Below are 14,558 nucleotides of genomic sequence, written 5' to 3'. Positions count from 1 at the left end.
CTGAGTGCGCCTTATCTTTCAATGTCTAAATTACTTTGCTTGCTGATCTGTTTGTTCCTCAGCTTCAACGACTGTCAGGTCTTCACTTTTTTCTATTGCTTGGTCATCAAAAATCATCGTTGAAAGTTTTTTTAATTGTTGCTCCTGATGATCAATTAATTGTGCTAGCTCTTCTACTTCTTGAACTACAGGCTTTGTTAGTTTATAGCAGGAGACAAAACCGCTTATCTGAGAACAAATAGCATCTATCTCTGAATAACTCGCACTTAACTCATCGTTCTTGGTTCTTAGTTTATTGAAATCATTTAATGTGACCGCTCGATTGTCTTTTATTTTGGAGATATATTGATTTAATTCATTTCTTAACTGGTCCCGAGTTTGAACCTCTCTCTGTACTCGTTCTAATAATTCAACTAAGCGTTCCTTATTGACAATGCTATCAACATTTTTTGTTACTCCATTTGACATTCACTGTCCTCCACTTCTTTAAAAAGACTATCTCTTTCCACTTGCAGCAAAGCATTTCTTGTAAAAATTCCTTTTCTTAAAAGCTGACTAAACTTATTAACTCGTTTCTTTAGTTTTAATAACTCATCTGTGCTAAGAGATTCAAAAAGCAAGTCTATTTCTTTCAACGAATCTATTGCGAAGCCTAGCTGATATTTTGATATCCATTCAGCAATAGCGGCATTCTTCCAAACGATCACGGGTAAACCTAAAGCTAAATAAAGCGAAACTTTGTGAGGAGCATTATATCGAGTATAGTTTTGATAGTTACCGCCTTGCTGTAAATTATCATCCCAAGCGATGCCGAAACGATTTTTAGGCATTCTTCTTAGCAGCTCTTCTTGTTGATAGGTCCCCCCATAGCTTACCTGTTTACTAAATTGAATCTCACCTTTAGTACCAAAGGCAGCTATCTTCGTTTTACTTGGCCAATTACTTAAAAAAACTGATTTTTGAATATTTCCAGCAAACACGATACTTTTATCCAAACTAGAATCTAGGCTTATACTGTCAGGAATTAAATAATCAAAAAGTGGTTTTGTCAGCATCGGTGTTTTTACACCCATTAGGATAAATTGCTGCTCCATTTTTTTGCTGTGCGTAATCAACCAGTCTGATTGATTAAGTAAGTTTAACTCTTCTGGAATATTGTTTCCCCGCAACAGTTCGGAATCGTGAATTAGTAAGACAACCGTTGCTCCTCTTTTTTTTAATTGATGAAGGAAATTCAGTTCAAATCGATAACTATTGTAACTAGGATATTGATAGACAATCATGTCTCCGGCAGAAACACCCGCAGTAATACCATCTATTCTGGCAATCAGTGCCCTGTCATCTTCATTACTATCCACATATCGATAAATATACAATCTTTGAAATCCTATAGTATCTCCAATTAAAGAGATATCATTTCTTGCTTTAGAGACAGAATCCACTGATTTTCCCTCGACGATGTATGTTAGCCAATTAGCCAAAGACATATTTCTCCTTAACTGTTAAATTTTTCAGAAACTTATACTCATTTTCCGGTAAATAAAAGGACAAATGCTGTATATCTCGTTTGGTTTTTTGAATAACCTCATCCTTGCTTGTTAAGTTGTCATTAATAAAAAGATAGGACAATAAGTCAAAAACTTCTTTCGTTTGATGAGAAGTAGTTTTCTTTTTGTCTAAGATGACCGTTGCTTTATTTAATAGCTGTATCGCTTGTGCATGACTATTCATGTCTACCAGACATAAAGATAAGTCAATCACACATCCTACGATAATTTCGTTCCATTCTTTTAATTGCTCACTAGATAGCTTTTTAAGAATGCTATTTTCTAATATAATACTTTCTTTTTCCATTGCTGTAGGAGCCAAAGAGTAATCGATTTTTGTTCGCAATGTCGCTAAATAAAGTAACACATCATACATTGTAAAATAATCAATCGAGAGGAAATAATCCTCAATCTTTTTCAAACTATTACCCGGCTCACGTTTCGCCTTGCAATGCAGGGTTAAATCGGCATATGCTAAAATAAGTTTGTAGGCAAAATTATCTTCATTAGAATTGCGATATTTTTCCAAACTGCTTCTAATTTCCACGAAATGTTTTAAATCGTTCTCTTCGTTTGACATCGAAGTATAGATTACCAGGCTCAACATTTGAATTTGTTCATCCGTTGAATTGACAAATAAATTCAGCAATTCTCGATCGGACATATTCAATAGCTTCTTTAGACCAATAATTAATTCTAAAGGTAAATCGCTTTGATAACGAAGCCAGCGATAATAACGAGATTTTGAAAGATTAATTTTTCGTTCGAGTGTTCGTATAGGTATTCCTTTTCGTTTACGGATTTCTTCAAGTCTTTCACGGTCGATATTTACAGCTACAACCGAATTTTGTGGTTCCTGCAACGTTGGATTTATCATATTAATTAATCTGCAAATACTTAAAAGATTACTTTTCATCATTACACACTCCCAGAGTTAACCATAAGACTCTTTTCTTCTCTTTTTCATCTATGAAGGTCTGTCAATTTTCTTCATAGGTACTTATTTAGTGTCATGAGATAAGTCACGCCAAAAAATATTACAGACCAATTGCCTCAATCAGCGAATAGATTAATGAACCTAAAATGACACTGGACATAATAATAGAGATAACAATTGTCAGAAGCTTGGAGCCCTTATCTTCATCCTGTGAATTATCTACTACTTTGTTGCTCTCTTGTTCGAACTTTCTTTCTATATCTCTAGACAATTGATCTCTTTTCACCAGATGACCTCCTTCGAAACGTATCTTTTTTATCTATCGGTTTTATACTGGCACCATTATTTCTAGTCCAAAGAACTAGTTAAATCATTAAGCTGTAAAATGCGTAAATCTTGCTGATCTGCTTTTTCTATAAGCTGTGTTAGCAGTTGGTCGCTTTCTTTTAAGAAACAGCGCTTGATCACATATTTTTCTGTAGTATAAGAGACCGATATAGTTAAAAATAATTCTCTCAATAAAGCATATTCCTCTTTGTATTCTTGATAGCTACGATTAAATGATTCCTTAGTTGTTCTGAAATCTTCTAGGCTTGTTCCCTCTTGCTCGGCCATTTCAGCTATTTCTACATGAATCATTTGAAGCTTTTCAATTTTTTCATGTTGCTTAGCTACTAACTCTTGAGCTTTTTGTTTTTCTGTTTTAAATCCTAATAAAGAGGATTGATTTTCCGTCAATAATTGTTCGATTTTTTCAAGCAGACGATCTGCGGGTATTTGATTACTCATGCTATATGCTCCTTTACTATAAGCCGGCTATTGCATTGATTAGCTCTATGGTAGTTGCTATCAATTTTCGGTGTTCTGTATTTCAAGCATAATTTTTTCACTTTCCTCAAATAAATAATGCTTAGCTACAAGATTTTCTGTTTCATAGGCAACTTTTAAAGTTAATGCTATTTCTTTTAGTGCAGCATACCCCTTCTTATAAGAATCAAATACTTGATTGAAATCTTTTTTTAATTGTTTAATTTGATCAATGGTTGACCCACTTTTTTCTGCTAAGGCCTTTATTTGATTATTAAGCTGTTGCATTTTTTCAAAATCTGTATGCTGTTCTTGTAATAGCACGTTCATCTTTTCTATTTCTTGATCAAACTTTAGCAAAGTTGCTGAATTTTCATTCATGAGTTCTTGCATTTTCTGATTAATCTTATCTGCTGGAATTGTTATTGTCATAAACTGCTTCTCCTTCGTCTAATATGGCCGCTTTGTCTAAAGGAACATTTTTATCTTTTAACTGTTTGTAGTAAATGTTGGCCATCCTTACTTCATTTATATAGCTAATGTTATCTTTTAAAATGTTAAGCAAATTCCCCTTTATTACTCCTTTGTTGTCAAAGGGAGATTCTTCTAAATACAAGATATTATGAGAAGTTGTTTTTTCAAGAGCAAACATTTCCATTCCCATATAAGAAATTGAAATCTGATCTTTTTCGGTAACCAATTGTGCGACTTGATCAGTCACAAACTCAAGTAAGCTATTATATTTTGCTGTCACTCTCATCGTCTCGGGATCTCTAACTACGACCAAATTTATTTTTCCTTCATAGAAGAAATAACTTACTACCGGAAGTTGTCTACTGTTGAAAAAGTCGATTTCTTGTACAGTATTATTGAAAAAGAAAAGATTACTGTATAATCCACCGTCGTCAGCATATTCTTCTATAAAATCCGTACTACCATCTGCGTTTAAGTACTGAACCTCTTTTACATGTCTTCGAGTCTCCGGATATAAATCAACACGACCAATTTCTTCACCATCGTTCACAATAGAAATACTTCTATCTTCATTCATGAATATCTCAGCTGAATACACAGTAGGTATTTGATTAAAAAAAAGAAAATTATCCTTGTGATGTTCCCTTTGGGTTAGAGAATCCAGTAAATTAATCCCTTGAACTTCTTCTTTGGATATTAGCTTATTGAAAGTCGGACTAGGAGAAATCGAAATCACTTTTCCTCCATGAGTCTTTAGTCGGTTTTTCTGCTTTTCCCAAATCGAATTTGCTGGTTTGATGATACTTACTAACTCATATTCCATTAATAAGCTCCTTCCATTTGTTTGCAATGATGAAATCCTGATATTCAGAGACAGATCTGCGCGTGTTTTTGGATAAATCATTTCGGTCCGAATTAATTACCTGGCGAATACCTTCCGTCAATTCTTTCACACTATAAGCTTCGTCAGATCTAGAATAATCTTTTAAAAATCCGTTAATGCCGTCCTCAATAAGTTCAATTGCACCAAACCTTGCCTTGAAAGTTACAATTGGAAGTCCCGCGTCTAAAGCTTCTATATAAGTTAAACCGAAACCTTCTGAATAAGACCCTGAAATAAATGCATCATACTCTGGATAAACTTCTTCAATTTTATTAGAGTGTCCTTGTAGTTTTACGTACTCCTCCGCATTTAATGACTTAATCAGTTCCCGCAGCTTTTTATCTTCTCCACCCTGTCCATAAATGTCTAGTGACAGTCCCGGATATTCTTTGCGTGCTTCATTAATGGCCTTAATCACAATATCAATATGTTTTTCAGCAGCCAGCCTTGAAACTGTGATAAATTTTTGAATAGGGGAAAGATTTTCCTTTTTAAACTCTTTTGCTTCTTCCTGATCTCTAATACCACCCACAGGAATTGCCGCAATCTTATCTTTATCATTGGGAAAATCAACTAATAGATCTTCACGCTGAAGTTTAGTTGCTACTACTACTTTGTCGGCCATATCCATATGAGTCAGCAAATACTCATAAAAATTATTCCATAACGGTGCCGATTTCACGTCCCGGTCTGAAAGATGGTCAGCATGAATAATTTCGATAATAGTACAGTTTTCAGGCTTATGAGCAAACAATGCTGATTCTGATTCTTGACCCCTATCAATAATAAAATTGTTTGCACCTTCAAATTTTTCAGCTAGATACGTGAAAAAGAATCGTTGAAGCTGAACCTCCGTTTTGAAAAAAAAGTGTCTGCCTTCAAAATCAAAAAGATGAATATTGCTGATTAATCTACCTCTATGTTTATGATCTACATACTCATACATCACTTTTCTTTTAGCCGTTTTATAATCAAAAATTTCAATCCTATAGGTAGAAACAACCAGCATATTTTCTTTTTTCTTACTCGGAGATTTCTCTAAGTGTTCCACGATTCGCAAACCAGAGGAAGTGATTATCTCCTTGATTCTGTGAGTATTTGTATGGTCAACTAAAATTTCTTCTGTAAACTTATATTTTTTTGAAGCCCCTCTTTCCAAATACCCTTCACCTAATACAAATAGTTCCCACATATTAATCACTCTGTCGTCTGGAATCTTCCAATTGCTCATTGCCTCATGCAAATTTTTAACCAATTCAACGAACACATATTTATAAGGAAGCTGAACTTTATCAAAGCATTTTGCGCGGTAAAACTGTGCATGTTCAACACCTGAATTTCCAATTCCCATTGCTTTATTTACAAAAAAATTCAATTCGTCTCACTCCTAGTTTCATTTTTAGATTCTGTATCTAAAATTTTCTTTACCAAATATGAGGATTTTCTATTTTCTACTGCTTGTTCTAGTACACGGTAAGCCAAAGTATTATTCCGGTTTTTCTCTTTTAATTGATCTATTCGTTCTGAAGGTTTCTCCGATATGTTTGGCAAGCGTGAGGTTGGAATTAAAATATTTAAGGCTGCCGGCAATTCCATATATGCTTGAGGTAAAGAATTGAAGCACGGGCCACGCAAAATATCTACTAACACTTGATGGCTGCTGTGCAGCACCTGTTCATATACATATACAGCTGCTGGCAACAAAAGTGATTCCTCAGTATTTCCTAAAAAAAAGAAATAATTCGTATGATCATTAAGAGTAAGGCTAGTACTATATTTAGCATTTTTCAAAACCACGATTTCATTTTTTGTCTGCTCCATATACTCATTCTTCTTAATTTGAATGATGTTTAGTTTCTCAATGAAATCGATTTTGCAGTCATCAGCTAAGCCCTCATCTGATATAGTTAGGTACTTAAAGAGCATATACTGATGCTTTTTGTTGACTAATTGAACCTTGTAACTCATCGCATTGTCGGGATAAGTGAACTGACCATTCAGATTTTGAAAGTAAATTTTATTAATTACATCATTATTGATATCGAAAAATTCGATCTCCACTTGTACAGCTTCTTTGTTATCAAACTCAGCATTCACTTGAATATCATAAGACTTCCCATTTTCTAAAAGGGGCAGCATCGGTGATTTTCTGCTTACATGATATTCAGTCCTTGAATACCATGTTTTAATTGGTGTTCCTGAAGGCATGAGTGGAGATGAAAAATGAACATAATCCAACGCCACAAAACGAATATCCGTTCCGTAGTTGTAGTTATCATTAAAGTCAGCTCCCCACTTTACCATGTAAAAATTTTTCAACCTCTCACCTCACAGTTATTCAAAATCATCCATGACTCGACGGAAATTATTGAATAGGATATTTCTATATTGTTTTAGAAACCATTTATTAACTCCTGGGCTATTATCATTGTGCCTTCCGGTTAATCCTTTATAGAGAACTCGTGCGGTTGAACGATTTTCTTTTAAAGTATCAAAAAGCATTGGGAATGCTTCTTTGTCGTAATCGTCTTGCTTCATGTAGGCAACTGCAAATGTCGTATTGGAGTAATCTCCTTTAGAAAACTTATCCCAAAACCGTTTGTTTAATTTTTGAGCCGACTCTTCTGTTATTTCTCCGGTGTTGTAAAATAGCATATCCAAAGCAGTTGGAAACCCTCCAGGGCGTAGAACACGTTCATTAAGTGCTATCGTTCCGATGTTTGTTAAGGGTTTTCCGATAATTACACTATTCGGTGACAAATCACTTGCGTAGTAGAGTGCCCCAAATGTCCCCATTGATAAACCCGACAAAATTAAATCAGAATTCTGGAAGCCTAGAACAGTCAATTTATTTTGAATGACCTCTACTAATTTCTTTTCAAATGCTTCACTGCCAAGATAAAAATTTCCTCCCTCTAATCTAGGATCAGCAATCAGCATGAAAGGTCCTCCCCCCATACTGCTCATCATTCTTCTTCCTTCAAAGCCTTCTGCTGAACGGTAACCAGAGAAATATATTGCTAGGGGAGGTTTTAAGTCTCCGCAATTGAAGTAATACAATATTTCACCATCCATTTGCTCTTCATCGCAAAGCCTTTGCCCACCAGGAATCATTGTGCTGTGATCAGCTAAAGCTCGCCGAATGTGTATCTGCCCGATTCTAATTTCTCCACTTTTTCCTTTAGCATACAAAGCAACATTTACATACACATCCGCTGTACTGTTAAACTTAACTTTTTCTCCACGCTTCAATTTACTCACAGGTGCCTCTACTATCTGAACAATTTGATTCGTGTTCTCTTTGATAAGAAATAGTTTGAATAGTAATTCTACTTCTCCTGATAGAACATCTGTTTCAGCGAAGAACTCCATTATTTCTTCACCCTTGACTACATTTGTCATCTTCCAAGATATAATTTGCTTGAATTCAGAGGAGAAATCACCCTGTACTTCTACATAAGAGTTGCCTTTCTTACCAATGGCCCCCTTAAAATCCTCGTGGATGATTAAATGATCATGGGATAATTTGTAACCCAATTGTCCGAAAGTAAACTGATCATTCACAAAATTAATCACTTGACTAAAGTTCTCCATATCAAGTGGTTTAGCTTCCATTATTGCTAGCAATTGCTTCATGTCACTGGTAAGATTCGCCTTCCTATCATAAATAATTTGATACGGCGGCAGCTGCCTAAGTAAATCATTTTTGTCTAAGTTCCTCACTGCTTTTTCTTCTAAAATAAAGATTGCTCGAGAATACCTCTTATTGAACAGACCATTTACAAATAGCTTCTCCTCCTGCTCATCTAATAAGAAATCATAGTCTGAAGGAAGCCATTGATAGCTATATTTAGGAGAAATATCATTTAGATCAATCGCTTGTTCATGGCTGATATGAAAGAGTTTCGTCTGCTTAGCCATTGAAGACCTCCTTCCATTTTTCCATAACAATATGCGGACTATATTCTTCAATCAATCGCACATTTTCCACTAACGAGTTGTTCCAGTTATTTAGATTTTTCAAAAAGTAATTGATTGCATCTTCTAGTTCCGAGATACGACTAATAACCATTCCATTCTTTTTATCTTCTATATAATCTGTTGAACTTTTGACAACCTGCGGGATACCTGCACTAATAGCAAGCGACTGCATCTGCAAATTATATTCTTGGTTAATATCGATATATAGTCGAACACTTTGAAAATCATTTTGAACCGAAAGCAGTGTTGGATTTATCCGAAATTCAATACGGTGATAAACACTTATTGCTTTGACTAGCCCCGTCCAGGACTTTTTTTTACGAATCTCTTCTACTGCTATTTCATCTGCCTTGTATAAGTGTTTCGTCCTTTTCGCTTCAATAAAGTGTTCAGCTTTTTTGAAATCCTCTGAGTCACTGTCAATAGCAAAGAAACTATCAATCAGCTCTTTTTGTTGTTCCTGCAACTTACTCATTTCAAAAGCAGTTTGAACTTCAAAAACCAGGGTATGCTTTGTATGTTTAATTAAGTTATTGACAAAAACTTCATTTGCTTCATAGACACGTTCATTCATTTCCCCTACACGCCAGTACATGATCAATTGCACAACTGAGTTACTCATTCCCAGATTTAATTCCGTATTGAACATTGGGATTGTAGTAATTGACGTATTCTCCAGGAAAGAATTAGCTTTCTTTATATTCATCAGTTCATGCTGTTTGCTGGTCGTATCTGTTACGATATATTTACTTGTCTTCATCCCTTCAAACAAAGCACTTTGGTTGAATGTTCTTAAATTGTCATTATCCGAAATAATTCGAATCATTGATTCTTGATCTTGGATCGCTTTCGTGATCTCTAAAATATTATTTTCAGTAACTGTTAAAATCTCTTTTTGGTTTTCTAATGATGCTGCTTTATGGATTAATACATCTGAAATAGCTTCAGTAATCGTTCGGTAACTTTTTTCCTTTAACAAGTCATTTCCAGCTTCTCCAATAATGACTCTCGGTGTATCGGACAAAACTTCAATGACTGTTTTTTCACCAAATTCATTAAAGTATTCACGTTTACTTACTTTACCCGCAGCATTAGCATATTCCTTCGAAGATAAAAAACCACGATCGTCATAAGAATCAACTATTGTCCAATCGTTTTCAAAAGTCTTTACTCTCTCAATACAACCGTACTTATTGTAAAGTACCTCCCCATACATCTTAGCTTCTTTGAGAAGTACTATTCCAAACGGTGTATAAACTTTTTCAATCATTTCTGGTAGTTCAAGATCTTCGATGCTTAAAGGATGTCCATTAATTAAATGAATGTTTTGCAGAACGTCATAAGCACGCCAATAACGATCGGAAAAGATGGTATACTCTTGTGCCTTGTATCGTAAAAAGGGCAAATAATTTAGTAATAACAATTCATATTTTTCACCATTTTTGGAGAACAATCGAGCAATATTGAGCATTCTATCATTTTCCAAATGGTTATCACTTTGTTTCCAGTTAGGTATTAAATAGATCATTGATTTGTACGCTCCCGCTTTTCACTAAAAAATATTATAGTCACGCTTGGAAAATATGAAGCGCATTTCTTGGGTTATGGTGTCTATAATAATAATCAGCATGAACACACTCCCAAAATAAAACGCTAAATTTGACACAATTTCTACTCTCAATCCTATAAATAAGGGGATAAGAGAAACCAAGACCAAATAGCTATTCCCAACCATCGAAATTCTTAGTAGCTTTCCTTTTATATAAGTTTCCGTTTGCTGACCCGGAGGAATCTCGTAAATATAGTCGCCGGATTCTTTTAAATGTTTAGCAATATCATTGGGCCGAACATTGATAAAGCTAAATCCCATACCTAAGCCGTAGAGAATTAGTCCGTATGTCAAGATGCCTTCCACAGAGTTAAATGAAAAAAACCTTGATAAAATACTTGAGAAAAGCGTATTGCTCCACGCATCGTTTAGCAGTAATAACTGAGGAATAGAGAAAACCGTTACCGCAAACATAAATGGCATCGCTCCAGCGGTTAGCAGACGAATAGGAACATACGAGTTATTGAAACGACTGTCAATACCAGTGCGTTGAATGTATATTCGGTATTCAGAATGGTATAAAAAGACTGTCATATAAAGATAAATAAGCGTAATAACAATTAAACCAATGATTTGCTCACTACCAATTTTCAATGTTCCACTTTGCCCAGATACAAGCATCGCTGGTAAATTAGAAATTAACCCTGGCAAGATAAACAGACTTTGGGCACCAATCCCCTTTTCACTATTGATATCTGACAACCATGAAATAAACATTCCACCTGTGGCAAGTATCAAAATAACCATCATGTAGAAAGCCATTTTGCTGATATTTGAAAATGCATCATAATTTCCTAACGTCCGAAAGCGAAACATTATAGCTGTTCCCTGTGCAATGGCGAAAATTAGCGTCAACGTTCTTTGAATATAGCCTCTTTGTTTAGCAGAAAGATTTTTAATTCGATCTATATCAATCATGCTGATTGTGGTCCAAATAATCAGTGATGTCATGTAAGGTCCCATACCTAATGATAGTAATGTCGGTTTAGCAAAATTACCGCCAGTTGTTGTTGATAAGAACCGTAAAACAAGATTTTGCGCTTTTTCTGTTTGAGGTATATTTACAAATCCAGGGACTTCAATACTCTTACCGATTTGTACAATTGCCAACAATAGAATACTCCAGCAAATCCGTTTAATTATTTCCTTGTCTTTTTTCATTTTTTTCCGTCCTTCTTTGAATACTAGAATATCGGTGGCCTATGGAAAGTCGACGTCTATTGAACCATCAGACTTGTGTATTAGATCTGACAACAATAGATTTCTCAATATGTTAAGCCATATTTCATCCTTCATTTCAAAAAAGGAGCGCCTTGCTTCAAGCTGAAATTCATAAATGGGCTTATGCTGTCCCCAGCTTCGACCATTTACGACAGATTTTAATTGCTGTAAATTATCTGATTGTTCCACCCACATCATATCGATCGCTTTTAAAACAGAAATTCGTTTAAAGTACAAAAGTTGAAAGTCATCTGGGATCATTTCTGGCATTTGTTTTATCCGTGTATTAATTAATTGCTTTAGAACGGTTTCCACTGTTTTCCTAGTATAATTCTCCAGTTCACCATCTAATAAAAACGGTACAAAATTGTATTGGATATTATTGTAAATAAAGTCAATTAAGCGATCTCTGTTCAGATTGGATTTGTCAGCTGTAAAGCGCTCAATCACCTGAGAGGCAGCAGCACTGATAATTTCATCTAAAAATAGAGAAGAACTTTCCATTACTTTATTTCTGGTGGTATAAATTTTTTCTCTTTGCACACTGATAATTTCATCATATTCTAAGATATTTTTTCTGCTTTCAATCTCTTGATTTTTTCGATTTGCCTGAGACTTACTGATTATCTTGTCATACTTCTTTTCCTTCAGCGGTTCTTCAGCATCTATTTCTTCAGTTTTAGTTTTATCAATCAAGTGTATCCTTGATTTTGCTACCCATTTGGGCGCACTTTCGACGACAATTTTATCTTCCATTGAAACAAAAAATTGGGTATCTCCTGGATCTCCTTGTCTACCCGCACGTCCCCTAAGCTGATTATCAATTCGGTCACTCGTCATTCTCTCTGTCCCCACAACGAGCAACCCGCCACTTTCTTTTGCTTCCGGATCAAGTTTTATATCTGTTCCCCTCCCGGCCATTGAAGTAGCTACGGTTACAGCGCCTTTACGACCAGCCTCAGATACGATTAATGATTCCTTCGCAACAGTAGTTGCATTGAGCAAATTATGTGGTACTTTCTGCTGTAATAACAAAAGTGAGTAAAGATTAGACATAGATACGGATCCAGTTTCAACCAAAACAGGCCGTCCCTGTTTCAGCGCATTTTTCACGACATTTAAGGATGCTAAAACTTTTGCTTTATTCGTTACATAGACTTCATCAGAGTGGTCCTCTCGCCTAATTGGCTTATTTGTCGGAATTTCAACGACATTTACATTGTACGTATCACGAAATTCCTCCGCATCTGTTTTAGCCGTCCCGGTCATACCAGAAAGTATTTTGAACTTTTTGAACAGATTTTGGTAAGTGATAGAACCCATTGAACGCGTTTCGTTTGTAATCTCGACCCCTTCTTTAGCTTCAATGGCTTGATGAAGGCCCGCTTGAAGCTTCGTACCAATTAACTTTCTACCGTTCGCTTCATCCAGAAGAAGGATCTCACCTTCTTCAACTACATAATCTCGATTTATTATTAAAAGTTTGTTTGCTCTCAGTGACAAAACTAAATGCCGATAAAGATCTTTCCATTGTTCGGTCAGAATTCCTTCAATCCCAAAATAATCTTCCGCCTTCTTTATTCCATTCTCAGTAAACCAAACATTCCGTTTATCTTCGCTTGTTAGATAATCTTCTCCATCAATTAGACTCTTTATGTACCAGTCCGAAGTTTCGTAAAGATTTGATTGAACCTTAGGGGCACCTGAAATAATTAAAGGAGTTTGTGCCATGTCTAACAGAATGGCGTCTATTTCATCAATTAGCACAAAATTGAACTCACTTAAGTATTGTTCTTCTGGTGTAGTGGCTAAATTATCAAATAGATAGTCAAAGCCTAATGCACTGTGAGTAGTGTAAACAATATCCGCAGCATACACTGCTTCTTTATCAATTTCTTCCTCAGTAGCATCTTTGGTGACTCCCACAGCCACACTTAGTCCCAACCAACTATATATTTCCCCAACTTCTTCAGCATCACGCCAAGCAAGATAAGAATTTGAAGTAATTAAGAAATTACCTTTTCCATTTAACCCTCTTAAGTACATGGGCATCGTTGCTGTTAGTGTCTTACCTTCCCCAGTTTTCATTTCCGCAACATTGCCAAAAAAAAGGGCAATGCCACCCAGAATTTGTACGTAGTAAGGCTCAAGACCCAATACTCTTCTATCCGCCTCCATGACTACTGCGTACGCCGCAGGAATTAAGCTCTCAAGTTTTCTTCCATTTTCCAACTGCTCTTTAAAAATAGCGGTTTGACCACGTAATTCGTCATCAGACATTGCTTTATAAGTCGGTACTAATTTGACTATTTTATCTGCTATTTTTCTATACTTCCTTAAGTTCTTATCACTCATATCAACTCGTTTACTCTCCTAAAAATATCAAAAATTGCTATTTCATTAGCATGATATTGATTCTATCTGGCTATTTTTTATACATTAAACTACCCTTTAATTAAGCGATAACCCTTTCCCCAGAGAGTCTGTAAACTACTATCATCTATTCCTAAACCGTCCAATTTTATTTTGATTCTTTTAACTATGCTAGATGTTCTAGCAAGATTAGATTGTGTTACTTTAGACCAAATCTTTTCACAAATTTCTTCTCTTGATACAATTTCTCCATCCGCTTCTCGCAAGAGTTCAAAAACAATTTTTTCCTGCTTGCTAAAGGGGAAAAAGCTTTTTATATTTTCTTTGGCTAAAGGTGAAATGTTTGCGAATTTATCGCTCGTATTTTTTTTATTATTTTGAGATAACTTTTCTCTTAATGATTCAAGAGATTCATTAGTAGCAAGAATAGCTTGAATTGGACTTTCTTCATTTTTAGAGACTTCGGTCATAGTTGAAGATTTTCTATACAAAGTGGATGACTGAAACTCTCTATTTTCTAGTAAGTACTCTACCTCATTATCAGGTACTGTTTCGCTAATAATGATAATTTGAAAATATTTCGTGATCGTATCAGAAGACATTTTGTTCTTCAATCTACTCAATAAATCGAAACTACAAAAAACTTCGTAGCCAAGCATATAGAGCCTTCTGGTAAATTCCTCTTCTGCAAGTATGCATTTTGTCAAAATTAGTACGTTCATTTAC

The 14,558-nt window shown here is 35.2% G+C and carries 14 protein-coding genes; all 14 read right to left on the bottom strand.

Annotated features, from left to right (window positions below; all coding sequences use genetic code 11):
- Positions 1 to 30: 30 nt before the first annotated feature.
- The gene (locus IGI49_RS23085; RefSeq protein WP_429965288.1) at positions 31 to 468 is read right to left on the bottom strand and encodes a hypothetical protein; all 438 of its coding nucleotides are present in this window, start codon (positions 466 to 468) and stop codon (positions 31 to 33) included.
- Entirely contained in the window at positions 453 to 1,487 is a 1,035-nt protein-coding gene (locus tag IGI49_RS23080) for a sugar transferase (protein WP_429969605.1), read from the bottom strand. Before IGI49_RS23080 ends, IGI49_RS23085 begins: the two co-directional genes overlap by 16 nt.
- Positions 1,474 to 2,466 carry a helix-turn-helix domain-containing protein gene (locus IGI49_RS23075; protein WP_429965290.1) on the bottom strand — a complete coding sequence of 331 codons (993 nt, stop codon included), beginning with the start codon at positions 2,464 to 2,466 and terminating at the stop codon, positions 1,474 to 1,476. Before IGI49_RS23075 ends, IGI49_RS23080 begins: the two co-directional genes overlap by 14 nt.
- A gap of 118 nt (positions 2,467 to 2,584) precedes the next feature.
- Complete coding sequence (locus IGI49_RS23070) at positions 2,585 to 2,770, bottom strand: hypothetical protein (RefSeq protein ID WP_429965291.1); 186 nt, start codon at positions 2,768 to 2,770, stop codon at positions 2,585 to 2,587.
- Between the two features lie 62 nt (positions 2,771 to 2,832).
- Positions 2,833 to 3,273 (bottom strand): hypothetical protein, encoded by a 441-nt coding sequence (locus tag IGI49_RS23065; protein WP_429965292.1) that lies wholly within the window; start codon positions 3,271 to 3,273, stop codon positions 2,833 to 2,835.
- Between the two features lie 60 nt (positions 3,274 to 3,333).
- Entirely contained in the window at positions 3,334 to 3,723 is a 390-nt protein-coding gene (locus IGI49_RS23060) for a DUF3110 domain-containing protein (RefSeq protein WP_429965293.1), read from the bottom strand.
- Positions 3,698 to 4,588, bottom strand: a complete 891-nt coding sequence (locus IGI49_RS23055) for a hypothetical protein (protein WP_429965294.1) — start codon at positions 4,586 to 4,588, stop codon at positions 3,698 to 3,700. Before IGI49_RS23055 ends, IGI49_RS23060 begins: the two co-directional genes overlap by 26 nt.
- Positions 4,578 to 6,023 carry a glycosyltransferase gene (locus IGI49_RS23050; protein ID WP_429965295.1) on the bottom strand — a complete coding sequence of 482 codons (1,446 nt, stop codon included), beginning with the start codon at positions 6,021 to 6,023 and terminating at the stop codon, positions 4,578 to 4,580. The genes IGI49_RS23055 and IGI49_RS23050 overlap by 11 nt, the downstream gene beginning before the upstream one ends.
- A complete protein-coding gene (asp3, locus tag IGI49_RS23045; RefSeq protein ID WP_429965296.1) occupies positions 6,020 to 6,967 on the bottom strand; it encodes an accessory Sec system protein Asp3 in 948 nt (315 codons plus the stop codon). The genes IGI49_RS23050 and asp3 overlap by 4 nt, the downstream gene beginning before the upstream one ends.
- 15 nt (positions 6,968 to 6,982) lie before the next feature.
- Entirely contained in the window at positions 6,983 to 8,569 is a 1,587-nt protein-coding gene (asp2, locus tag IGI49_RS23040; RefSeq protein ID WP_429965297.1) for an accessory Sec system protein Asp2, read from the bottom strand.
- Positions 8,562 to 10,157, bottom strand: a complete 1,596-nt coding sequence (gene asp1 / locus IGI49_RS23035) for an accessory Sec system protein Asp1 (RefSeq protein WP_429965298.1) — start codon at positions 10,155 to 10,157, stop codon at positions 8,562 to 8,564. Before asp1 ends, asp2 begins: the two co-directional genes overlap by 8 nt.
- A gap of 24 nt (positions 10,158 to 10,181) precedes the next feature.
- A complete protein-coding gene (locus IGI49_RS23030; protein WP_429965299.1) occupies positions 10,182 to 11,399 on the bottom strand; it encodes an accessory Sec system protein translocase subunit SecY2 in 1,218 nt (405 codons plus the stop codon).
- Between the two features lie 39 nt (positions 11,400 to 11,438).
- The gene (gene secA2, locus IGI49_RS23025; protein ID WP_429965300.1) at positions 11,439 to 13,814 is read right to left on the bottom strand and encodes an accessory Sec system translocase SecA2; all 2,376 of its coding nucleotides are present in this window, start codon (positions 13,812 to 13,814) and stop codon (positions 11,439 to 11,441) included.
- Between the two features lie 89 nt (positions 13,815 to 13,903).
- Positions 13,904 to 14,554, bottom strand: a complete 651-nt coding sequence (locus IGI49_RS23020) for a winged helix-turn-helix domain-containing protein (RefSeq protein WP_429965301.1) — start codon at positions 14,552 to 14,554, stop codon at positions 13,904 to 13,906.
- Positions 14,555 to 14,558 lie beyond the last annotated feature (4 nt).

The organism is Enterococcus sp. AZ071 (assembly GCF_050499065.1).
Lineage (GTDB): Bacteria > Bacillota > Bacilli > Lactobacillales > Enterococcaceae > Enterococcus_A > Enterococcus_A ferrettii.
This window is presented reverse-complemented; position numbering and strand designations above follow the sequence as displayed.